Origin of the sequence: Micromonospora saelicesensis, from assembly GCF_900091575.1 — a bacterium.
Lineage (GTDB): Bacteria > Actinomycetota > Actinomycetes > Mycobacteriales > Micromonosporaceae > Micromonospora > Micromonospora saelicesensis.
In genome coordinates this window covers 52,073-74,932 of record NZ_FMCR01000005.1, presented here as the reverse complement: position 1 = coordinate 74,932, position 22,860 = coordinate 52,073, and the positions used below count along the sequence as shown (strand labels likewise).

The window sequence follows — 22,860 nt, the reverse complement described above, 5'->3', positions numbered from 1 at the left end:
CGGGAGGGGGCCGGTTCACGTCACTTCTGGACGAACACCGCCACGCTGCGCGCCGGTACGGTGAACGTGCCGGCCGCCCGCTCGAACGAGGCGGTACGCAGCACCGGGTCGGCCGAGTCGACCAGCACCGGGTGCAGTGCCACGTCGGCTCCGCGCAGTGCGGTCACCGTCTGGTTGGCCGCCGACGGGGTGCTGTTGAAGACGACGGCCAGCGACTTCCACGGCCCGCCCAGCCCACGAGCGTCCAGGGTCATGGTCAGCACACCCGGTGTCTCCTGCGCACCGGACAGCGGGAACGCCACCCTCCGCTGTACCTGCTCGGCGGTGGCCAGCCCGAACACCGGCGACGATGCCCGGATGCGCAGCAACTCGGCGTACCGGGCGTCTGTCGTGTTGATCGCTGCACAGTCCGGCACCAGCGCCGGGTCGGCCAGCAGCGGCTTCGCGTACGACCACTTGTCCTCGTTGTCGGGCGCGGGCGGCAGACCGGCACCGAACCCGTTGCCCCGTTCACAGCCCCAGCGGATCTGGTTGAACCAGTCACCGGAGTTGTACGAGTTGCGGTCCAGCGACTTCGACCGCAGCCGTTCGGTGCCGGCGGTGACGAACCCGGTGCCCTGTCCCAGCACCACAGTGCCCAGCGCCAGCACCTGCATCCGGGAGCGGTCCACCGCCGTCGTGGCCTGCGGCAGTTTGTACGCCAACGCGTCGTACAGGATCTCGTTGTCGTGCGCGTCGGCGTAGGTGACGGCCTCCCCCGGCGCTGCGGTGTAGCCGGCCGGGGAGCCGTTGTAGTCCACCTGCGCCCCGGTGACCTCACGCCCGGCGGTGTCGGTGAACCGGTAGCCGCGCAGGTTGCCGGTGAGCCCCACCTTGATCAGGTCGTGGGCGTGCAGCAACCGGGCCTTCTGCTCGGCCGGTGACCCGTTGACCGCGTCGCCGTTCGGGTCGGTGTAGAGCCCCGAGGCGAAACCCTGCACTCTCGGGTTCTCGTCGAACGGTCCGCCGCCGCGCACCGCGTCGCGCAGCCGGTCGTTGAAGGTGCCGATGCCGGTGCCGGCCATGTTGGCCTGGGTGGCCTGGACGAAACGGGCGTCGTTGGCGACCTCGCCGAAGTTCCAGCCCTCGCCGTAGAGCATGATCGCCTTGCCGTCCACGCCGTCGCGAGCGACGGTGAGCCGGTCCAGGGCCGCCCGGACGGCCAGGATGTTCGCCTTCGGGTGGTGACCCATCAGGTCGAAGCGGAAGCCGTCCACCTTGTACTGCCGGGCCCAGGTGACCAGCGAGTCGACCACCAGCTTGCCCATCATGGCGTGCTCGGGGGCAGTGTTGGCGCAGCAGGTGGAGTTCGCCACCGTGCCGTCCTCCAGCAGCCGGTGGTAGTAGCCCGGCACGATCTGGTCGAGCACCGACTTCGCGTCGGTGCCGGCCGCCGACGTGTGGTTGTAGACCACGTCCATGACCACCCGCAGCCCGGCGTCGTTCACCCCGGCGACCATCCGCCGGAACTCGGTGGTCCGCGCCGCCCCGACCGGGTCGACGGCGTAGCCGCCCTCGGGCACGGTGTAGTGCAGCGGGTCGTACCCCCAGTTGTAGCCGTCGCTCTCGGCGACCGCCGCCACGCACTTCTGCTGCTCGGCCGAGTCCGGCGGCAGCGCCGCCAGGTCGCAGGCCGGCTGCCGCTGGTCGGCCCGCTTCTCCGGGATCGTCGCGAAGTCGAACGCCGGCAGCAGGTGCAGGTGGGTGACCCCGGCGTCGCCGAGTGCCCGCAGGTGGGTCATGCCGGCGGTTCCCGGGTCGGTGAACGCGAGGAAGGTCCCCCGCCGCTCGGCCGGCACGGTGTCGTCGGCGATGGAGAAGTCCCGCACGGACAGCTCGGTGATCTGCGCCTTCGCGGCCGGCACCGGTGCCGGTTTGCGCAGCGTGCGCCAGCCAGTCGGGGCCAGCGCCGGGTCGTTCAGGTCGACGAGCCGGCTGTGCGTGGAGTCGGCGGCGAGGGCCACCGAGTACGGGTCGGTCACCGACGCGGTGACCATCCGCTGCGCCGCCGGCTGCCACGCCCGCACCTCGTACCGGTAGAACTTGCCGGTCCAGGTGTGGTCGCCGCGCACCGACCAGACGCCGGTGCGGTCGTCGCGGCGCATCGGCACCGTCTTCGGCGCGGCGGTGGGCGAGTCGAACAGGTGCAGGCGCACGCTGTGGGCGGTCGGCGCCCAGAGCGCGAGGCTCGGCGTCCGCCCCGCGTACGTGGGCCCGAGGGTGGCGTCGGTCGCCCGGGAGTACACGTCGTCGAGCACGCCGGGGATCTGCACGCCGGTCGCGGCGAGCAGCCCGCCCTCGGCGTCGCGCTCGGTGACCAGCAGCTGCCCCCGCAGCGCCGCCGGGACCTTGGCCAGGTCCGACCGGTCCAGGGCGAAGCTACGGTACGACCACAGGTGCGGGAACCTGTCGCGTTGGGCCTCGGTGAGCCCGTTGCGCTGCGCCCGCAGCGGCAACGTGGTGTACGTGCCGGTCAGCTCGCCGTCGACCACGCTGACCCCGCCGGTCGGCGCGGTGACCAGCGCGTACGTCTTGCCGTCGGTCGGCGGGGTCTGCCACGCCACTGTGGACCGGTCGATCCAGTGCGCCTTCTGCTTGCCGATGTCGGTGTCCCCGCTGGCCGTGGTGGCCGTCGACGGCAGCAGGCGGCCCGGCGTGGCGGCGAGCAGCCACACCTCCCGGCCGACGCTGGCGAAGTCGAGCCGCTGGTCGTCGGGCAGGTCCTTGGTGTCGCCCTGGTGGATGATGTAGTTCAGGCCGGTGGCACCGGCCGCCAGCGGCACCCGGAACACCGCCCCGAACGCGTCGACCGAGGTCGGCCGCAGCGGGGCGGACCACTCGGTCGGGTTTGCCGCGCCGTCCCACAGGTGCAGGCCCCAGCCGTCGTAGTTGCCGTCGGCTCGCCGATAGTGGAGTACGGCGGTGCCCTCCTCGACCGGCGGCTCCGGTTCACCGGCGGCCGCCTGCCGGCTCGGGTAGATCGCCGGGTCGCCCTGCTTGAGCCAGATCTCGCCGGTCTGGGTGACGTCGATGCTGCGGTCCTGGGCGACGTCCTTCGTACCAGCCTTGTCGACAACCAGGAAGTTCACCGACGTCGCGCCCGGCTTGAGTTTCACCCAGGCGAACCGGCCGTAGGAGTCCTCCCCGGCGAACGGCTGCCCCTTCGGCCACTCGGTGACGTACGCCGGGTCGATGTCCCCCCAGGCGTACAGCCCCCAGTCGTCGTACCCCCCGGCCGGGCGCTGGTAGTGCACCACCGCCCACTCCCGGGAGCTGCCCTGCGCCGGGGTCCCCACCACCGCGGTGGACCGGGAGGTGGCGGTACGGCCTCGGCCGTCGCGGACCACCGCCTTGTACTCGACAGGGGTACCGCCGGCCAGGCCGGTCAGGTCGTGCTGCACTGTGTACGGGGCGTGATCGGCGCTGCCCAGCAGCGTCCACCGGCCGCCGGCCACCCGGGCCGCGACGGTGACGGTGGCCAGCGGGTCGCCGGTCACCCGGGCGGTGACCGCCGCCCGGGTGGCGACCGACGCGTCCGGAGCCGGGCTGGTGATGGTGATGGTCGGCTTGTCGGCCGACGGTGCGATGGGGCTGCCGGCGCGGTACACCAGCGCCGACAGCGCCGGCACGGTGAGGGTCAGTTCCCCGTCACCGCTGGCCTGTTCCTCGCCGGAGCCGCCGTAGATGCCGGTGAAGGTGGCGCCGGCCGACCAGGTGTCCACCGTGACAGTCTGCGGGGTGTCGGCGTTGTTCACGGCCACCACGTACTCGGTGCGGTCGGCCGGGGAGATCCGGGAGGCGGCGAAGACGCCCGGCCCGTCGGCCGCGTACCGGGTGACCTGCACACCGTCGCGCAGCGCCGGGTGGGCCTGGCGCAGCCGGCCCAGGTCGGCGATGGTCCGGTACAGCGGGTGGGCCCTGTCGAACTGGTCGCTGGCGTGGGTGCGGTCGGTGCCGAGCAGGTCGTCGTCGAGGTAGTCGGGAACCTTCGACGCGAACATGTCCTGGCGGGCGTCCTTGTCCCCACCCGGGCCGGTAAAGCCCTGCTCGTCGCCGGAGTAGACCACCGGCTGGCCACGGGTCAGGAACATCAACTGGTGCGCGAGCTGGTCGCGACGCAGGTGGCTGGCCGGGTCGGTGCCGCCACCGGCGATGAACGAGCCGATCCGGCCCATGTCGTGGTTGCCGAGGAACGTGGTCAACCGGCCGGCGTCCGTGTCCCGGGCCGCGTAGAGGTCGTCGCGGGCGTACACGTCGGCGAGCGCCTTCGCGGACCCGGCGCCGGCGGTGAAGCCCCGCGCGGCCTCCTGGAAGGCGAAGTCGAGGGTGGCCGGCAGGCCACCCTGCCGGACGTAGCTGGAGCTGATCTCCGGGTCGGCGCTGTACACCTCGCCGAACATGAAGAAGTCCTTCTTGCCGGCCTTCTCGGCGGCCCGCTCGATACCCTGGCTGAACTGCGGCCAGAAGTCCATGTTGACGTGCTTCACGGTGTCCAGCCGGAAGCCGTCGACGCCGGTCGCGCCGATCCAGTCCCCGTACGCCTTGGTCAGGCCCCGCACCACCTCGGGACGCTCGGTCCACAGGTCGTCGAGGCCGAAGAAGTCGCCGTACTCGCTGTTCTCACCGGCGAAGGTGGAGTCACCCCGGTTGTGGTACATGGTGGCGTCGTTGAGCCAGGCGGGGACCTTGACGCTCGCGTCCTTCGGTTCGGCGAACGTCGGCGTGTACGGGAAGGACTCCTTGTCGACCGGCGGGAACGCCCGGGAGCCATCGGCGTAGTTGCGGTCCTCGAACGCCCGGCCCTGCGCGTCGGTGTACGGCGAGGTCGCCTTGTCCACGTACGCGTACTTGTCCTCGGCGTACTTGATCACGTCGGCGGTGTGGTTGACGATCACGTCGAGGTAGATCTTGAGGCCGCGCTGGTGGGCGAGCTTGACCAGCCGCTTCATCTCTTCCATCGTGCCGAAGTGCGGGTCCACCTGGGTGAAGTCGGTGATCCAGTAGCCGTGGTAGCCGGCCGAGATGTCGTTGCCGGCACCCTGCACCGGCCGGTTCTTGAAGATCGGGGCGAGCCAGATGGCAGTGGTGCCCATCCCCTGGATGTAGTCCAACTTGTCGATGACGCCCTTGAGGTCGCCGCCGTGGTAGAAGCCCTTGTCGGTCGGGTCGAGGCCGGTCCGCAGCCGGTCGCCGGTGAGGCCGCCCCGGTCGTTGCGGGGGTCTCCGTTGGCGAACCGGTCCGGCAGGACGAAGTAGAACTGCTCGGCTCGGGCGGAGTTGCCGCCGGCCCTCAGCAGCGCCTCGGCGGTGGGTTCGTCACGCCACTGGGTCGCGCCGCCGATCGCGAGTGGGGCGCCGTCGGACGGTCGGGGGCCCGCGGCGGCGGGGTGCACGGCGACCGGAGCACCGACGAGCGTGACGGTGAGCAGGGAAGCAAGGGCCAGCAGGGCAGTGCGCGGTATCGGCGGGGGTTTCATCGACGCCTTCCTCTGGTCGCTGATTGGCCGCACGCTAACGCTTGCCGAAACATTCTGCAATACCTTGCAAACATGGTCGCAACAAAGCAGCATCCTTGCGGAAGCGCCGCTCAGAGCCCGTTGCAGCGGACCCCATCCACAGTGCACTCCCTCGGCGTGCTGGGCGCCCGCTCCATGTGGAACCGCAACGACACCGAACCGCCGGGCGACACCTCGACCCCGCTGACGTACGTGAAGCCGTCATCGGACTGGCGGACCGTCCCCTGTGGGACGCCCTCCACCCAGGCGGTCACCAGCCGTCCACCGGAGAACTCCAACCGCACCGTCCAACCACGGCTCCGGGAGGATGTGTTGACCATCGCCACCTCGCCGATGAAACCCCCGTCGAAGCTCTGCACCACCCGGTACCGCCCGGTCATCGCCGGCTGCTCCGGCGCGGCCCGGCTCGGCGACCGCGTCGCCGTCGGCCTCCCGACCGGACCGAGCGTCGGGTCGGCCGATGGTGAACCGGCCGCGGTGCTCGGCGGCAGCCCGCTCGCACGGCCGGATATCCCCGGCAGCACCGGCGCCGGAGACGGCACCGAGGTGGGCACGCTCGGTGCCACCACCGCGGACGGCACCGGCAGCGCCGGCGGTTGCGCGCCGTCCGGCGCAGGGCTACGTCCCCGGTACGCGCCCAGGGCCACGATGAGCAGGACCACCATCACGACGACACCGGCGCCGACCACGATCCAGGGCGACGTGGCGATCGCCACCGGACCGTGTGGCGGGCGCGGAACACGGCGCATGCCGGACATGTACCTCCTTCAGCGGACCGTCCGCGCAGCGTAGCGACCGGCGGCCCGGCCCGGAAAGCCTTGGCGGCGCGGCGGTCCAGCGGCGCGACGGTCTAGCGGTGCAACGGTTTAGCGGTGCAGCGGTGCAGCGGTGCAACGGTCTAGCGGTGCAGCGGTCTAGCGGTGCAGCGGTTCGGCGCTGGCTCAGCCGATCCGGCAGTCGGCCCCGTTGATCGTGCACTTGACCGGTCGCTGCGCCGAGTCACCCCAGCCGACGCGCAGCCGCAGCGTCCGAGAGTCACCCGCATCCATCGAACTGGTGCCCCGCAACACGAACTCCCCGTCCCCGCGCCCCCGCACCGAGATGCCCGAGTCATCACTCACTCGCAGAGTCCAGGTGTCGTCGTCGAACACCAACTCCACCTGCCAGTCCACCGACCGACTCGACTCGTTGGCGATCGCCAGCACCGCCGCCTCCCCGTCCCAGCCATTCGTACCGACCTGGTAGCGGGCGCTGACCGTGTCCGCCGATGGCGCCATCAGGACGCTCGTCCGCCCCGAAGTCGGCGAGCCGGTGACGGTGGCCCGCGGTGACGGCGTCCGACTACTGCGCGACGGTCGTGGCGACACCGAGCGCCGCTCCACAGCGGCGGGAGTCGGCCCGCCGGTGGCCGACGCGGCGGCCGGCAGGGTCGGCAGGAACGCCGGAGGCGCGGCCTGCGGTGGCGCGTCCCGCTCCCTGGTCCGGAACGACAACAGCGCGATCACCAGGAGCACCACCAGCGCGCACACACCGAGCAGCACCACGATCCACGGCACCGACGCCAACACCCGCGCCGCCCGCGAAGCTGCCGCACCGTCCGGCCGCACCGCCATCAGGTCTCCCCTCGTCCCCACCGACGCGACAGCGTAGCCAGCGCCGCACGGACCGGGAACCGGGCGGGTACGGATCGGGCCGACCGGCCCCCGTCGGTCAGCCCGTCCGGACGACCGTGCAGATCAGTGGTCCGCCATCCGAGATACGCAGCAGGTACCGGTACCGCTCCCCCGGCACCGCCTGCCCCCGACTGTCCAGGAACTCCCACTCCACCGCCACCATCGTCAACAGCGCGGACACCGGCTGCACGTCCTCGATCCGGGCGTGGGCCGCGACCAACTCCCGGTCCTGGTAGTCGGGTGCGGCGCCCACGAAGGACAGCGCCACCGCCGCAGCGGACGTGAACGAGAAGCTGTAGGTGTCGGCCACCACCAGCCCCGGCAGGGCGTAACAGCCGGCGATGGCCGGCAGGTCGCCGGAGGTCAACGCCACGCCGTACCGGTCGAAGAAGTCGGCCAACGTGTCAAGATCCGTGGAGGCGTTCACGGTCACAGCAATTGCCGGTCACCGCCCAGGTCAAACCTCAGCGCGGCGGTACCTGAACCTCGATCTCGGAACCCAACCGGGCGTCAGCGGCCAGACCCAGGTCGTCCCCACTCCAGAACCGCCCCGGGTCATACCAGTTCGGACGCCGGCCCGCCGGCAGCAACCCCATTGCCTCATAGGTCACCGCCACCACCTCGGCGCAGTACGCCGTCTCCAGCGCCCGGTCCCGCTCCCCCGCCGACCGGGCCGAGCTGGAGGGGTTGACGCGGTCGCCCGGGTTGACGCGGTCGCCCGGGTTGACGCGGTCGGCCGGGTTGGCACGGTCGGTCGGGTTGGCGCGGTCGCCCGGGGTTGGTCGAGATGTCGGCTGGCCGAGGCGTGACAGCGCCGACAGCCGACCGAGATGCGGCAGCGCGGGAAGCCGGCCGGGGCGCGGCAGCGCCGGCACCCGACCCCGCACCCAGCGCCACGCCAACTGGGCGGTAGACGGGAACGGCGTGCCGTCCAATCGCGCGATCGTCCGCAGCACCGCCCGCTCCATCTCCGCGTCGGCCGGCGGGTCGAGCTGCCGCAGCCAGGCCCGTTGGCCGTACCGGTTGGCCCAGACGCAGACCGCGTCCCGCAGGTCGTGCAGCTGGACGCCGCGTTGGTGGCTGCCCGACCACAGGTCCGGCAATGACCTGCCCAACTCCGCGTGCCACATCAGCGGCGGCATGTCGTCCAGCACCACCGCCATCCCGACGTGGTTCACCGGGCTGTTGGTGGTGAACTGGATCGCCCGGTCCGGCACGCTACGACCCCGGAACACCCACACGTCACCGGTGCGGGTCAACTCGACGGCCTCATCCAGGCTGATGCTCATGAGGGTCTAGCCTAGGCCGATGCGGCAACGAATGCGGTGGTGGAAGGTTCTCGGGCTGGCCGGGCTCGCCGGCGTCGCGGCCTCCGGTGTGGTCATCGCGCGGGCCGAACGGCGTCGGCGCGCGTACACCCCCGAGGAGATCCGGCAGCGCCTGCTGGAACGGCACGCCCAGGCCGGCGACGCCGCGAAACCCAGCGACCCGACCTGACCCACCGTCCTTTGTAGATCATCATCGGGGCAGCCGGGCAGGTTGATGATCGATACGATGAGGCCATGACGACGCCCGTCGCACAGCGGCCCTTCGTCCTGTCCATCCCGGCCGCGCCGGTCGAACGACACGGCAACGTCGACCTGCACCTGCCCACCGACGCCGGCCCCGCGCCCGCCGTCGTGGTGGTGCACGGCGCTCCGCTGCCACCCGACGCGCCCGACCCCCGCGACTGGTTGCTCTACCGCGGCTACGGCGCGCTGCTCGCCGCGAGCGGCGTGGTCACCGCGCTGGTCAGCTACCAGGTGTCCGACCTGTCGGCGCTGCCCGCCGCAGCGGACGACATCGCCGCCATGGTCGAGCAGGTCCGCGCCGATCCGCGGGTCGACCCCGAGCGGGTTGTGCTGTGGTTCTTCTCCGGTGGCGGCCTCTTCGCGGCCGACTGGTTGCGCGTCCCGCCGCCATGGCTACGCGGGATCGCACTGACGTACCCGCTGCTCATCCCGTTCCCCGGCTGGGAGGTCGACGCTCGGTTCCTACCGGTCGAGGCGCTCAGCTCCGGCACCGGCGTGCCACTGGTGCTGACCCGCGCCGGCCAGGACATCCCGCCGGTCCTTGCCGGCATCGACGCGTTCCTCCCCGCAGCGACCGCCCAGGGCTGGCCGATGCAGGTGATCGAGGTGCCGGATGGCCAGCACTCCTTCGAGATCCTCAACCACGGCCCGCAATCCGAGGCAGCCGTCCTGGCCGCCCGCGACGCGGTGGTGAAGCTACTCAGCGCAACCTGACCGCTCTCGCCCCAAACGCCCAGCCAGCACCGTCGCCCCACAACGCCCACCCCGCACGGTCGACCTGCACCGCCCACCCCGCACCGTCGCCCCACAACGCCCACCCCGCACCGTCGGGCCGCACCGCCCACCCGCACCATCGGCCGCGCCCACCCCGCACCGTCGGCCCGCAAAGACGGTGGAGGCGTCGCGGCCCCCATGATCGTGCTCGATCCTTGTTGTAGTGGCCTCCTGAGCGCGGCGAGGGGCCTCTTTCCTGGATCTAGCACGATCTTGGGGACGTGATGCGTGTTGGACCGCGCAGCTCGCTTCAATCCGGGCCCCGCGACCGGCATGATCCGCTCGGCTTTCATGGTGTCGGGGCATCCTCGGCGCCCGGACACCGCGACGTTCAGGAACCCGAGTGGATCACGCCGCCCTGGCCTCCGTGTCGGGTTCGCCGGCCGGGCAGGGTGGGTGTTTTGTCAGGTTTTGCCTCGACTGTCGGGTGGTCGGGGCCACCCCGGCGGCGGAATCGGCGGCCGGGCCGGGTCGTTATACCTGGCAGACCACCGCAGCAGCCCAGGTCATGGTGCGTGGCAGTGGCCGGGAACATCCGGCAGGCCGCCCCGGTTACACCCCCGAACGGCCGAGCACCACGACAGGCCGACCCCGGGTTGGCGGAATGACCTGCCACCGGCACCGGTTACACCCTGTCCCGACGCCGACCCCCTCGTCGCGGGTCACCGGGCAGGACCCCTTCGAACTTCCCCGCACGCACTGACCCCCCGTTGAGTGCCGTGCGGACACACCCCCGATGCAGAGGAGCACGCCATCATGCGTACCGATCTGATCCGTAAGACCGCCCTGACCGCCGCCGGGCTCGCCTTCACCGGCGGCGCCATCGCCGGCCCCGTCACCACCGCCTTCGCCGCACCCACCACCGGCAAGCCGACCACGCAGACCCAGACCGACCGCAAGGGCCACAGCGAGCGCGAGCTGGGTGTGCGCTACGAGGCGCAGCCGAACTTCTACTACTGCGGGCCCGCCGCGACCCGTAACGCCCTGTGTGTGCAGGGTAAGAACATCAACGTCGATGACATGGCCAAGGAAATGGGCACCACCGAGGCCGGCACCAACTCCATCAACGACATCACCCCCGTGCTGAACAAGGAAACCGGTAAGAACGACGCCTACCGGTCCGTGGAAATCAGCACCCCCGACGCCGACGCCAAGCAGACCGACACCCTGCGCGCCGACATCGTCCAGACCGTTGACGACGGCCGGGCTGTGGTCGCGAACATCGCCGGCACCAGCGTCGACACCGACGGTGTCGCCCACTCCTACGAGGGCGGGCACTACATCAGCGTCGTCGGCTACCGCGACAACGGCAACACCGTCACCATCGCCGACTCCGCCGACCCCAACCAGGCCTCCTACCAGATCAGCGTCGAGCACCTCGCCGACTGGATCGCCACCCGCGGCTACGCCACCAGCTGACCCCACACCAGCACACACCGAAGGGCCGGACCCCACCACGGGGCCCGGCCCTTCGGCATGCCTAGGTCAGTGCTCGCCCGCGCGGGTCGGCTCAACGCCGGGGGCCACCACAGCCGCCTGACCGCCGGAAGGCGCCGCAGCAGACTGACCGACCGAAGCCGCCCCGGCAGACTGACCGCCGGAAGGCACCTCGGCCGCCGTCATGTCGGCAGCGCCGTCGGCCGACGCGACGCGGTGCGCGCGGCGGCGCAGCCACCAGGTGCTGCCGAGCCCGGCGAGCACCGCGAGGACCAGCCCGGCCCAGGAGATGTCCTTCAGCCAGTGTTCGGCCGCCCGGCCAACGGAGTAGAGCAGGTATGTCGTGCCGAAGGCCCAGACCAACCCGCCGGCCGCGTTCGCCACCAGGAAGCGGCGGTACGGCACGTGCAGCGCCCCGGCGAGCGGCCCGGCCAGGATCCGCAGCAGTGCCACGAACCGACCGAAGAAGACCGCCCAGACTCCGTGCCGCGCGAAGCTCTGTTCGGCACGGGCGAGCTGCGCCGGGCCCAGGTGCTTGGGGAACCGTCTGCCCAGCCGGGCGAGCAGCGGGCGACCGCCGCGTCGGCCGACGGCGTACCCGACGGAGTCGCCGACGATGGCGCCGAACGCCGCAGCGCTGGCCACCCACTCCGGCTCCACCACTCCGGTGGCGGCGAGCAGGGCGGAGCTGACCAGGACGATCTCGCCGGGCAGCGGGACGCCCATGCTCTCCACGCCGATCACGCCGGCGACGAGCAGGTAGACCACGCCCGGAGGCAGCGCCGAGAGCCAGTGCTGAACGTCGATCACTCGGCACCCCTTCCGAATCGGCCCCGACCCTACCCCGCCGAGCCGACGGCGCGGCGCGGTCGTGGGTCACCCGACCCGTGACGCCAGGTTGCGTAGATAGCAAGACGGACGTACGGTTTTGTTGGAAGCGGAATCGGGCGGTAAGTGTCACCTAACCTCGGCGGCACCCCGACCGGTGCGACAGACTGCTCAGGACTACTCACGGTCGCTGGTGTGAAGGAGTACGACGTGGCGAGCCTCGACACCTTCGGTGCGAAGACCCAGCTACGCGTCGGAGACGCGAGCTACGAGATTTTCAAGATCGACAAGGTGGACGGCCACGCGCGGTTGCCGTACAGCCTAAAGATCCTGCTGGAGAACCTGCTGCGGACCGAGGACGGCGCGAACATCACCGCCGACCACATCCGCCAGCTCGGCGGGTGGGACTCCACCGCCGCCCCGAGCGTGGAGATCCAGTTCACCCCGGCGCGGGTCCTGATGCAGGACTTCACCGGCGTGCCCTGCGTGGTCGACCTGGCCACCATGCGCGAGGCCGTACGTGACCTGGGCGGCGACGCCAGCAAGGTCAACCCCCTCGCCCCGGCCGAGCTGGTCATCGACCACTCGGTCATCGCCGACCTGTTCGGCCGCGAGGACGCGTTCGCCCGCAACGTCGAGCTGGAGTACGAGCGCAACAAGGAGCGCTACCAGTTCCTGCGCTGGGGTCAGACCGCGTTCAACGAGTTCAAGGTCGTCCCGCCGGGCACCGGCATCGTGCACCAGGTCAACATCGAGTACCTGGCCCGCACGATCATGGAGCGCAACGGCCAGGCGTACCCGGACACGGTGGTCGGCACCGACTCGCACACCACCATGGTCAACGGCCTGGGTGTGCTGGGCTGGGGCGTCGGCGGCATCGAGGCCGAGGCCGCGATGCTCGGCCAGCCGGTCAGCATGCTGATCCCCCGGGTGGTGGGCTTCAAGCTCTCCGGTGAGATGCCGGCCGGCACCACCGCCACCGACCTGGTGCTGACCATCACCGAGATGCTGCGCAAGCACGGTGTGGTCGGCAAGTTCGTCGAGTTCTACGGCCCCGGCGTGGGCGCAGTGCCGCTGGCCAACCGCGCCACCATCGGCAACATGTCCCCGGAGTACGGCTCCACCGTGGCGATCTTCCCGATCGACGCGGAGACGATCCGCTACCTGGAGCTGACCGGCCGCGACGCGGCGCAGGTCGCGCTCGTCGAGGCGTACGCCAAGGAGCAGGGCCTCTGGCACGACCCGGACGCCGAGCCGGACTACTCCGAGCGCCTGGAGCTGGACCTCGGCTCCATCGAGCCGTCGCTCGCCGGCCCGAAGCGCCCGCAGGACCGGGTGCCGCTGGGTGCTGCGAAGACGCTGTTCCGCTCCGCGTTGACCGACTACGTGGCCGACGACTCCGTCGGCGAGCGCGACCTCAAGCCGGGTGTCCCCCGCGAGGAGCTGCCGCGCGGCGCCAACGGCCCGGCCGACGAGGCCAGCGCCGAGTCCTTCCCGGCCAGCGACCCGCCGGCCAACGAGTTCAGCGACCCGGCCGACGAGCCGCGTGACCTGGAGACCGCCGCGGTCGGCGCGGGTGGCCGGGCCAGCAACCCGGTCCGCGTCACCGGCGCGGACGGCGTCGAGTACGAGCTGGACCACGGCGCCGTGGTGATCGCCGCGATCACCTCCTGCACCAACACGTCCAACCCGCAGGTGATGATCGGTGCCGCGCTGCTGGCCCGCAACGCTGTGGAGAAGGGCCTGACCCGCAAGCCGTGGGTGAAGACCACCCTGGCGCCCGGGTCGAAGGTCGTCATGGACTACTACGAGCGGGCCGCCCTCACGCCGTACCTGAACAAGCTCGGCTTCAACCTGGTCGGCTACGGCTGCACCACCTGCATCGGCAACTCGGGCCCGCTGCCCGAGGAGGTATCCGCCGCGGTCAACGAGCACGACCTGTCGGTGGTCTCGGTGCTCTCGGGCAACCGGAACTTCGAGGGCCGGATCAACCCGGACGTCAAGATGAACTACCTGGCGTCGCCGCCGCTGGTGGTCGCCTACGCCCTGGCCGGCACCATGGACATCGACCTGGCCAACGAGCCGATCGGTGAGGACTCCGAGGGCAACCCGGTCTACCTGCGCGAGATCTGGCCGAACAGCGCCGAGATCCAGGACGTCATCGCCCAGGCGATCGGCGCCACCGGTTTCAGCGCCGCGTACGCCGATGTCTTCGCCGGCGACGAGCGGTGGCAGTCGCTGCCGACCCCGACCGGCGACACCTTCGCCTGGGAGAACGACTCCACCTACGTGCGCAAGCCCCCGTACTTCGAGGGGATGCAGCAGGAGCCGAGCCCGGTCGTCGACATCTCCGCTGCCCGGGTGCTGGCCAAGCTGGGTGACTCGGTGACCACCGACCACATCTCGCCGGCCGGCGCGATCAAGGCGGACTCCCCGGCCGGCTCGTACCTGGCCGAGCACGGCGTGCCGCGCCACGAGTTCAACTCGTACGGTTCCCGCCGGGGTAACCATGAGGTGATGATCCGGGGCACCTTCGCCAACATCCGGCTGCGCAACCAGCTGGTGCCCGGGGTGGAGGGCGGCTTCACCGTCAACCACCTCACCGGCGAGCAGACCTCGATCTACGACGCCTCGGTGGCCTACCAGGAGGCCGGCATCCCGCTGGTCGTGCTGGCCGGCAAGGAGTACGGCTCGGGCTCGTCGCGCGACTGGGCGGCCAAGGGCACGATGCTGCTGGGCGTCCGGGCGGTCATCGCCGAGTCGTACGAGCGGATCCACCGCTCCAACCTGATCGGGATGGGCGTGCTGCCGCTCCAGTTCCCGGTGGACGTCACCGCGGAGTCGCTCGGCCTGACCGGCACCGAGACGTTCACCATCACCGGGGTGACCGCCCTGAACGACGGTGAGACCCCGCGCACCGTGCAGGTCAGCACTGACACCGGCGTGGAGTTCGACGCCGTGGTGCGGATCGACACCCCCGGTGAGGCGGACTACTACCGGCACGGCGGCATCCTGCAGTACGTGCTGCGCCGCATGATCGCCAACTGATCGCGTACGGCTGGTCGAGGGCCGCTCCCGCTTCGGCGGGGGCGGCCTTCGCCGTCCACCGAAGAGGGCTTGCGGTCAGAGCGCCCGGAGTCGCTCGCCTATCGCCGCATCTACCTGCTGGACTTCGTAGCCACGTAACCGTCGTCGCAGGCTGACCGCCCGCAGCGCGTCTCGCGCGGCAGCCCGTGACACAGCGCTGTCAGTAGCCAGAGCCCCATCGACCTCGGCGAAGAGACTTTCGACCTGACGCATGTCGTAACCGCGCAGAGTCACCACGAACGACAACGGCGTGATGGCAGGTGGTCGTACCGCGCCGCTCCGGGGTGCCGGGAGCGCGAGTGCAGCCAGCCGTTGGGCTATCGCCGCATCCACGTCCCGGGGAGCGTAACCCCGTATCCGCCGCCGCAGGGTGGTCGCCCGAAGCGCGTCTCGCGCGGCAGCCCGTGACGCAGCGCTTTCGGCGACCAGAGCCCCATCGACCTCGGCGAAGAGAGTCTCGACCTGACGCATGTCATAACCGCGCAGGGCAACGACGAACGGCAACGCCATGCGGCCACCATATCGATAGCCGCTGCGCCGGCAGGGGTGCGGGACAGGGGTGAGCGCTCAGCGCAGCCGCAGCGCGACCGCTCGGGCCTCCTCGTCGGTGAGCGGTAGGAACCAGAGGAAGCGGCGGACGATCGCGACCGGATCGGGGCCGCCCGGCTGGCCGCGCAGGTCGCGGATCGCCCGGCGGGTGATCCGGGAGAACTCGGGGATCAGGGTCGCGCGACGGGCAGCGTCCGTCGGGGTCGCTCGCAGCGCCGGGCAGGGCAGTCCTGACCGCAGGCGTCGCACGTCCACAGCGGGCCGTCGGCGGTGTGCGCGACCGGCGGGACGCACCGGGACCGCCAGCGTGATTCGGGTACGACGTTCTCCGCGCGACCGGGACCACGGTACGGAGGGTGTCGTGGCCCGGTCGGGCCGGTGACGTTCGCGCGGAGCGAGGCCGGCTGGCCCGGTCGATTGCCCGGCCGGTGTGGGCGGTTGCAGGACCTGTCCTCGGCCATCCGGTGCTCCCTCGTCGATGCTGTCTACACAGCACCCTGCCGAGGGTTGCCAAACGATCACACCGCGTAGAAGTATTTCCTTCCGACGTCTGGAACGTTCTGGAGGGGCTGGAGATGAATCGAGCCGTACAGGCGGCGATGGCCGAGAGGGGCCACACGGCGGACAGTCTCGCTGCTCAGATTGGTGTCGATCCGAAGACGGCCGCCAAGTGGGCGAGCACGGGACGAATTCCGCAGACTCGTCATCGCGCGCGGGTCGCCGAGCTGCTCGGCCGGAACGTCGATGAGCTGTGGCCGGACGCGCTGAAGCGCCGGACGCCGGCCTGGTTCCGGCCCTGGGCCGAGATCGAGCGCGAGGCACTGTCGCTGCGGTCGTTTCAGCTCGCGTGGATACCGGGCCTCCTTCAGACCAAGGCGTACGCGCTGGCGACACTGGTCGGTGAGGCGCTGACACCGGCCGAGGCCGACGACCTCGCCGAGGCGCGGCTGAGCCGGCAGGCAATCCTGCGCCGGGAACGCCCGCCGCTGCTCGTCGCGGTCCTCGACGAGGGAGTCCTGCGGCGCACCCTCGGCGGCGACCGGGCCATGATGCGGGAGCAGTGCGAGCGGCTGGCCGAGCAGGCCGCGCTGCCGAACGTGTCGCTGTTCGTCGTGCCCGCCGACGTCGGCATGTATCCGGGCCTCGGTGGCCCGTTCACAGTGGCCGAGATGCCGGACGGAGCGCGGGTCGCGCACGTCGACAGCCAGGCCCAAGCACAGCTCATCGACAAGGTAGCCGACGTTGCTACATTCGACCGACGGTGGGAACGCATTCGCGACGGCGCCCTGTCGCGCGCGCAGTCCCTCAATCTCATCAGGGAAGCGGCGGCATCATGGACCTGACCGGCGCTCGGTGGCGCAAGAGCAGCAAGAGTGGCAACAACGGCGGCGACTGCGTCGAGGTGGCCGACAACCTCGCGGGCGTCATCGGCGTACGTGACTCGAAGGACCCGGCCGGTCCGGCGCTCGCCTTCGACCCGGCGGCCTGGGCCCGGTTCCTGGTGTTGGCCAAGCGCGGCTGACCCCCCACTGCCCTACCGGGCGAGTTCGTCGGCCCGGTCGAGCAGCGCACGGCGCTCGGCGGTTGAGCCCACCGCTGCCGCCGCCTCCCGGAACAGCCCTTCCGCACGCAGGCGGTCGCCCTGCCGGGCCACCAGATCGGCCTGCACCGCCACGGCGAGCGGATAGCCATCCAGGCCGCCCCCGGCGCGCGCCGCGTCGAGCACTACCAACCCGGCGGCCGGCCCGTACGCGTACCCGTGTGCGACCGCACGGTTGAGCGCGATCACCGGTGAGGGGCGGAGGTCGGCGAGCGCGTCGTAGGCTCGCGCGATCGTCGGCCAGTCGGTCTCGTCGGCCGAGGCGGCGGTGGCGTGGCAGGCGGCGATCCGGGCCTGCCACGCGTACGGCCCGTCGTGGCGTACCCGATCGAGGGCGGCCAGGCCCTCGGCGATGGCGGCGCGGTCCCACCGGTCACGGTCCTGCCGCTCCAGGGTGAGCAGGTTGCCGGCAGCGTCGCGGCGGGCGTCCCGACGGGAGTGTTGGAACAGGCACAGCGCCAGTAACGCGGCGACCTCGGACTGGTCGGGCATCAGCCGGTCGAGCAGCCGGGCCAGCCGGACCGCCTCGTCGGCGAAGGCCGGTTCGCCGTCGGCGACGTAGCCCCGGGTGAACAGCAGGTACAGCACGGCGAGGACGCCGGGCAGCCGCTCGGTCAGCGCCGGCCCGCTCGGCACCCGGTACGGGATGCCGGCCTGGGCGATGCGGGTGCGCGCCCGGGTCAACCGGCGGGTCATCGTCGACTCGCTGACCAGCAGCAGGCGCGCGATGTCGGCGGTGGGCACGCCGCAGACCGTTCGCAGCGTCAACGCCACCCGGGCCTCGATCGCGAGCGCCGGATGGCAGCAGGTGAAGATGAGACGCAGCCGGTCGTCCACCACGTCCTGCCCCGCCTCGGGCTCGGGCTGCGCCTCGTCTGGCGTGAGCAACGCCAGGTCGTGCAGCTTGCGCCGCTCCACTGTGGCCCGGCGCAGCACGTCGATCGCCCGGTTGCGCGCCACCGTCATGAGCCAGCCGCCCGGGTTGGCCGGCACACCGTCGGTGGGCCAACGCTCCAGCGCGACGGTCAACGACTCCTGAGCGCAGTCCTCGGCCAACGCCCAGTCCCCGGTCACCCGGATCAGGGTCGCGACGATCCGGGGGTACGCCTCGAGGCTGGCTTCCGCGACGGCCTCCGCCGCCGCCGCGCCGGCCGGTGCCGGGTTGCGCACCGACCGGCGCTGCGAGGTGGACAACCTCGTCAGTCGGACAGGTCCGCGAACGGACGCAGTTCCAGTCGCCCGTTGCGGGCCATCGGGTGGGTGCGGGCCACCTCGATCGCCTCGTCCAGGTCGGCGCAGTCGAGCAGGTCGAAGCCCACGATCACCTCGGCGGTCTCCGCGAACGGCCCCTCGGACACGAGCAGCTCACCGTCGCGAACACGGACGGTGGTGGCCGCGCTGGGCGACGCGAAGACGTTGCCGGTCAGGCGGCGGCCCCGAGAGTCGTTCTCCGCCACCCACTTCTCGATGTCGGGTAGCTCGGTGGGGTCGGTGTCCGGCTGGGTGTCGCTGCAAACGAACATCATGTACTTCATCTGGTCGCTCCCTGGTTTCTCGGGGTGTCGCCAGCATGACGATCGGCCCGCGGTGTTCCGGACACCCTCCCCCGAAAAACTTCGGTCAGTCTCCGCTGGCAGCGCGGCGACGGGCCTCGCGGGTCTTCATGGCGTGCTCCATCAGCGTGACGAGCACTTCCTTGCTGGACTCACGCTGCCGGGCGTCGCAGAGCAGCACCGGCACACCAGGGTCCAGGTTCAGCGCGGCCTGCACCTCGTCGAGCCGGTACTGCCGGGCGTCCTGGAAGCAGTTCACCGCCACCACGAAGGGCGTGCCCCGACCCTCGAAGTAGTCGATCGAGGGGAAGCAGTCGGCGAGCCGGCGGGTGTCGGCCAGCACCACCGCGCCGATCGCCCCCAACGCCAACTCGTCCCAGACGAACCAGAACCGGTCCTGCCCCGGCGTACCGAACAGGTACAGCACCAGGTCGTCGCTGATGGTGATCCGGCCGAAGTCCATGGCCACGGTGGTGGTGGTCTTGCCCTCCACCCCGGAGAGGTCGTCGATGCCGACCCCCGTCTCCGTCAGCACCTCCTCGGTGCGCAACGGCCGGGTTTCGCTGACCGCGCCAACCATGGTCGTCTTGCCCACGCCGAAGCCGCCCGCGACCAGGATCTTGATCGCGGTGGGCAGTGGCGTCGCTCCCGCCGGCCGGTCAGAGTGCCCGTAGTCCATTGATTACCGCCTCGAAGATGCTGTTGTCGGGAAGACCGGCCGTGGTCTGCGGCTCGCGGACCTGCACCAGGCTGCGGGCCGCCAGATCACCGAGGAGCACCCGGATGGTGCCCACCGGCAGGTCGAGATGGGCGGCGATCTCGGCGACGGACTGTATGCGTTGGCACAGCCCGACGATCGCCAAATGCTCGGGACCGAGACCGACCTCGGGCGTGACCTCGGCTCGGGTCGCCGTGACCAGGGAGATCAGGTCGAATGTGCCGGTGACCGGGCGGGCCCGACCACGCGTCACCGCGTACGGACGCACCACCGGACCCGCGTGGTCATCCACCCACTGATGGTCTGCGGACTCCCCCTGGACCGTCATCGCCGCTACCTCTCGCCGACCTGCTGATCAGTGCCGCGCGACGGCGATGCGACGTACTTGCCGACGCGGGTGACCAGCATCGCCATCTCGTAGGCGATCAGGCCGACGTCGGCGTCCTCGCTGGCCAGTACCGCCAGGCAGGCGTTGCGGCCGGCCGCGGTGACGAACAGGAACGATGACTGCATCTCGATGATGGTCTGCTGCACCTGCCCACCACCGAAACGCTTGCCGGCGCCTCGGGCGAGGCTCTGGATGCCGGCCGCCATCGCTGCGAGGTGCTCGCCGTCGTCCCGGCTCAACCCCTGGGAGGAGGCCATCAAGAGGCCGTCGGTGGAGAGCGCGACCGCGTGTTCGGCCTGCTTCACCCGGCCCACCAGGTCATCCAGCAACCACGTCAGGTCGGCGCTCGAAGCCGTCTTCTGGGTCACTTCGTCGTCCTCTTCTCGCCCGGCTGTGCGCCGTTGTTCGTCTGGGGCTCGACCGTCACACCGCGCGGAAACCCGCGTCGTCGGTGCTCGGTCAGGTCGCTTGTGGATCCTCGTCGGTCGGCTCGGACGGCGTCGCCGCCGGGGCGCCGGAGGCGCCGCCGAGCAGCCGAGCCGCGTCGGTCCGCCCACGCCGGGTGCCGGTCTGGTAGGAGCTCATCATCCGGCGAACCTGCTCCGGTGGGCGCACCACATCCTCGTCGTCGGTTTCGGACACCGCCGGGTCGTCTCGCAACTCGGGAACGATGTTCGCCTGTCGGACCCGGACGGGCAGGCCGGAGTCGGTCCGCTCCGCCTCGGCGCGGGCGGGCACCGGGCCACCGTCGCCGGCCGGCTCTCCGTCGGCGGTCTCCGAGCGGCTGGGGTCAACGGCGGGCAGGCCGGTGGGCACGGTCGGGGCTTCCAGGGCTGGCTGAGCCGGCCCGCGCCGAGCGCGGGTGGGCAGGTCGGGGGTGCCGGTTGCCGGGGTGGTCCGCTGTCGGGTGGGGAGAACGGTGTCCGCCTCGGCCCCCTCGTCCGTCGTCGGCGCGGCGGTGTCGGCCGGCGTCGGCGCCGCCGAGGTCACCGCCACCTCCGACGCGGTGGTCGTCGGCGCGGCGAGCGCGACCGGTGCGAGGGACGCCGGACGGCCGCTGTCCGTGGCGGGCGCCGACGGCATCGGGATGGCCGAGCCGGTCCGGAACGACCCGGAGTCCTCCGGGGAGACGTCGGCTTGGGTGACCAGATCCAGCGGGATCAGCACGACAGCTGTGGTGCCGCCGTACGCGGACTCCTTGAGCCGTACCCGCACGCCGTGGCGTTCGGTCAACCGGCTCACCACGTAGAGCCCGAGGCGGGCGGCGTTGGCGAGGTTCAGCTCGGACCGGTCGACGATCCGGTGGTTCGCCGCGGCCAGGTCCTCCTCGCTCATGCCGAGACCCCGGTCCTCGATCTCGATGGCGAACCCGTTGGAGACCAGTTGGCCACGGACCTCGACGGTCGTGTGTGGCGGGGAGAACGACAGGCCGTTCTCGATCAGCTCGGCGAGCAGGTGGATGACGTCGCCGACCGCGCGACCGGCGAGCGAGACCGGCCCGAGCGGCAGCACGTTGACCCGGGTGTAGTCCTCCACCTCGGCCACGGCGCCGCGCACCACGTCGACCATCGGGACGTTGCGCCGCCAGGCCCGACCGGGGGTGGAACCGGAGAGCACGATCAGGTTTTCCGCGTTGCGCCGCATCCGGGTGGCCAGGTGGTCGACCCGGAACAGGTCCTCCAGCTCCTCCGCGTCGTGTTCGCGGCGCTCCATCGCGTCGAGCAGGGTGAGCTGGCGGTGGACGAGCGCCTGCGTGCGTCGGGCCAGGCTCAGGAAGACCTCGCGGACGTTGCGACGCAGGTCGGCCTGCTCGACGGCGGTCCGCAACGCGGTCTCCTGGACGGCGTTGAACGCCTTGCCGACCTGGCCGATCTCGTCGGTGCCGAACTCCAGCGGGGGCGCCTCGGTGGCCACGTCGACCTCCTCGCCGCGCCCGAGCCGCTCCACCACCCGGGGCAGCCGCTCGTCGGCGAGCTGCCAGGCGGCTTCCCGCAGCCGGTCCAGCTGGCGCAGCAGGTTCCGGGCCGTGGTGATGGAGACGACGACCGAGGCGATGACGGCGAGCAGGCCCAGACCGGTGGCGAGCACCAGTCGGACGACGACCATCACGGCCACGCCGGTGGCCCGGTCCACGATGCCCTCGCCACCAGCGGTGACGACGCCGTTCACCTCGGCCAGCACCGGCTCGACAGTGCCCCGCCACTGCTCGGCGCCGACCGGCAGCTGGGTCGACGGCCGGCCCTCGCGGATGATGCTGTCCTGCACGGCGCGCAGTCGGGTGAACGCCTCGCCCTCGACGAGCTGCTGGTAACGGCGCTGGTCGGCGTCGGCGAGCCGTACCCGGGTCTCCTCACCGAGGAACCGCTCCGAGCCGACCAGCGCGACGTAGCGGGCGTACTCGGGGCCGCTCATCCGACCGTTGCCGAAGAGGCCGCTGAGCAGCGCGTCCTCCTGGGAGACCAGCTCCTTCATCCGGTTGAGCTGGATCAGGGCCGCCGCCTCGCCGGCGATCTGCTTGTCGTCCAGGCTGCCCGTCACGTCGTAGATCTGGAAGATCGACTCGATCGCGCCGGTGTACGCCTCAGCGGCGGCGATCCGGTCGATCTTGCGGTCCAGCACCTCCGCGCGGGTCTGCTCCAACGCGTTGACCTGGGCGATCGTCATACCGAGCTGGGTGTCCAGTGCGGAACTGCCGGCGATGTCGACCTGCCAGTTGCGCACCGAGGCGGCGAAGTCGGCGGCCAGCTCGGCGGTCTTACGCTGCTCGGCCTCGAGCGCTGTCCGCTGCGCGGTCTCGGGGTTGCTCAGGTACGCCTGGGTCAACCGCCGCTCCACCTGGAGCTCCTGCAACAGCGGCTCGCTCGGTGTGTAGACCTTGCTGTTGAGCAACTGGACACCGAGCAGGTTGAAGCCGTCGCGCAGGGTCACCCACGCCGCGAACATCCAGAGCGCGACCAGGGAGAGCAGCAGGGCGACAACCTTGGTGCGGATACTCGTACCGCGAGAACGCATTGAACCGTCCCAGGCCGGGCGTTGACTCAGCTCATCAACGAATGATCAGAGGGGGCGACGTCCCACCGCAGCGGGGCATCCGGGGCTGAGGCTCTGCGTACGCTAGCAGTGTCCA

The 22,860-nt window shown here is 71.2% G+C and carries 20 protein-coding genes; 6 read left to right on the top strand and 14 right to left on the bottom strand.

Features of this window, described 5'->3' with window-relative positions; genetic code table 11:
• Positions 1 to 20 precede the first annotated feature (20 nt).
• The 5 genes from pulA to GA0070561_RS21590 all read right to left on the bottom strand — a co-directional run bounded on the left by pulA (position 21) and on the right by GA0070561_RS21590 (position 8,517).
• The gene (pulA, locus tag GA0070561_RS21610) at positions 21 to 5,516 is read right to left on the bottom strand and encodes a pullulanase-type alpha-1,6-glucosidase (protein ID WP_091403798.1); all 5,496 of its coding nucleotides are present in this window, start codon (positions 5,514 to 5,516) and stop codon (positions 21 to 23) included.
• A gap of 110 nt (positions 5,517 to 5,626) precedes the next feature.
• Entirely contained in the window at positions 5,627 to 6,313 is a 687-nt protein-coding gene (locus GA0070561_RS21605) for a cellulose binding domain-containing protein (protein ID WP_244166367.1), read from the bottom strand.
• 183 nt (positions 6,314 to 6,496) lie between these two features.
• Positions 6,497 to 7,168 carry a hypothetical protein gene (locus GA0070561_RS21600; RefSeq protein WP_091403795.1) on the bottom strand — a complete coding sequence of 224 codons (672 nt, stop codon included), beginning with the start codon at positions 7,166 to 7,168 and terminating at the stop codon, positions 6,497 to 6,499.
• A gap of 97 nt (positions 7,169 to 7,265) precedes the next feature.
• Positions 7,266 to 7,655 (bottom strand): hypothetical protein, encoded by a 390-nt coding sequence (locus tag GA0070561_RS21595; RefSeq protein WP_091405227.1) that lies wholly within the window; start codon positions 7,653 to 7,655, stop codon positions 7,266 to 7,268.
• A gap of 37 nt (positions 7,656 to 7,692) precedes the next feature.
• A complete protein-coding gene (locus GA0070561_RS21590; protein WP_091403791.1) occupies positions 7,693 to 8,517 on the bottom strand; it encodes a hypothetical protein in 825 nt (274 codons plus the stop codon).
• 19 nt (positions 8,518 to 8,536) lie between these two features.
• On the opposite strand from GA0070561_RS21590, the gene GA0070561_RS21585 reads away from it, so the two are divergent.
• From GA0070561_RS21585 to GA0070561_RS21575, 3 genes are all read left to right on the top strand, one after another.
• Positions 8,537 to 8,725 (top strand): hypothetical protein, encoded by a 189-nt coding sequence (locus tag GA0070561_RS21585; protein WP_091403788.1) that lies wholly within the window; start codon positions 8,537 to 8,539, stop codon positions 8,723 to 8,725.
• A gap of 65 nt (positions 8,726 to 8,790) precedes the next feature.
• A complete protein-coding gene (locus GA0070561_RS21580; protein WP_091403785.1) occupies positions 8,791 to 9,513 on the top strand; it encodes an alpha/beta hydrolase in 723 nt (240 codons plus the stop codon).
• Between the two features lie 816 nt (positions 9,514 to 10,329).
• A complete protein-coding gene (locus tag GA0070561_RS21575; RefSeq protein WP_091403782.1) occupies positions 10,330 to 10,992 on the top strand; it encodes a C39 family peptidase in 663 nt (220 codons plus the stop codon).
• A gap of 66 nt (positions 10,993 to 11,058) precedes the next feature.
• On the opposite strand, the gene GA0070561_RS21570 is transcribed toward GA0070561_RS21575, so the two are convergent.
• Complete coding sequence (locus tag GA0070561_RS21570) at positions 11,059 to 11,820, bottom strand: DedA family protein (protein ID WP_244166366.1); 762 nt, start codon at positions 11,818 to 11,820, stop codon at positions 11,059 to 11,061.
• A 213-nt stretch (positions 11,821 to 12,033) separates the two neighbouring features.
• Between GA0070561_RS21570 and GA0070561_RS21565 the strand changes: the two genes are divergently transcribed.
• Positions 12,034 to 14,886: an aconitate hydratase gene (locus GA0070561_RS21565; RefSeq protein WP_091403779.1), complete on the top strand. Its 2,853-nt coding sequence runs from the start codon at positions 12,034 to 12,036 to the stop codon at positions 14,884 to 14,886.
• Positions 14,887 to 14,961: 75 nt separating this feature from the next.
• Here GA0070561_RS21565 and GA0070561_RS21560 read toward each other — a convergent pair whose 3' ends face one another.
• A complete protein-coding gene (locus GA0070561_RS21560; RefSeq protein WP_091403777.1) occupies positions 14,962 to 15,435 on the bottom strand; it encodes a hypothetical protein in 474 nt (157 codons plus the stop codon).
• Positions 15,436 to 15,492: 57 nt separating this feature from the next.
• The gene (locus GA0070561_RS21555; RefSeq protein ID WP_244166365.1) at positions 15,493 to 15,723 is read right to left on the bottom strand and encodes a hypothetical protein; all 231 of its coding nucleotides are present in this window, start codon (positions 15,721 to 15,723) and stop codon (positions 15,493 to 15,495) included.
• A gap of 326 nt (positions 15,724 to 16,049) precedes the next feature.
• Between GA0070561_RS21555 and GA0070561_RS21550 the strand changes: the two genes are divergently transcribed.
• Together GA0070561_RS21550 and GA0070561_RS21545 are read left to right on the top strand one after the other, a co-directional pair.
• A complete protein-coding gene (locus GA0070561_RS21550; protein ID WP_091403773.1) occupies positions 16,050 to 16,817 on the top strand; it encodes a DUF5753 domain-containing protein in 768 nt (255 codons plus the stop codon).
• A complete protein-coding gene (locus GA0070561_RS21545; protein ID WP_091403772.1) occupies positions 16,808 to 16,996 on the top strand; it encodes a DUF397 domain-containing protein in 189 nt (62 codons plus the stop codon). The genes GA0070561_RS21550 and GA0070561_RS21545 overlap by 10 nt, the downstream gene beginning before the upstream one ends.
• A gap of 12 nt (positions 16,997 to 17,008) precedes the next feature.
• Here the strand turns inward: GA0070561_RS21545 and GA0070561_RS21540 are convergent, their stop codons facing one another.
• From GA0070561_RS21540 to GA0070561_RS21515, 6 genes are all read right to left on the bottom strand, one after another.
• Positions 17,009 to 18,268, bottom strand: coding sequence for an RNA polymerase sigma factor (locus tag GA0070561_RS21540; protein WP_244166364.1), 1,260 nt, complete (start codon positions 18,266 to 18,268; stop codon positions 17,009 to 17,011).
• A 5-nt stretch (positions 18,269 to 18,273) separates the two neighbouring features.
• Positions 18,274 to 18,609: a YciI family protein gene (locus GA0070561_RS21535; protein WP_091403763.1), complete on the bottom strand. Its 336-nt coding sequence runs from the start codon at positions 18,607 to 18,609 to the stop codon at positions 18,274 to 18,276.
• Positions 18,610 to 18,694: 85 nt separating this feature from the next.
• Positions 18,695 to 19,306, bottom strand: a complete 612-nt coding sequence (locus GA0070561_RS21530; protein ID WP_030491535.1) for a GTP-binding protein — start codon at positions 19,304 to 19,306, stop codon at positions 18,695 to 18,697.
• Positions 19,287 to 19,673, bottom strand: coding sequence for a DUF742 domain-containing protein (locus tag GA0070561_RS21525; protein ID WP_030337267.1), 387 nt, complete (start codon positions 19,671 to 19,673; stop codon positions 19,287 to 19,289). Before GA0070561_RS21525 ends, GA0070561_RS21530 begins: the two co-directional genes overlap by 20 nt.
• Before the next feature lie 5 nt (positions 19,674 to 19,678).
• Positions 19,679 to 20,101 carry a roadblock/LC7 domain-containing protein gene (locus GA0070561_RS21520; RefSeq protein ID WP_091403761.1) on the bottom strand — a complete coding sequence of 141 codons (423 nt, stop codon included), beginning with the start codon at positions 20,099 to 20,101 and terminating at the stop codon, positions 19,679 to 19,681.
• A gap of 91 nt (positions 20,102 to 20,192) precedes the next feature.
• A complete protein-coding gene (locus GA0070561_RS21515) occupies positions 20,193 to 22,745 on the bottom strand; it encodes a sensor histidine kinase (protein WP_091403758.1) in 2,553 nt (850 codons plus the stop codon).
• Positions 22,746 to 22,860: the final 115 nt, after the last annotated feature.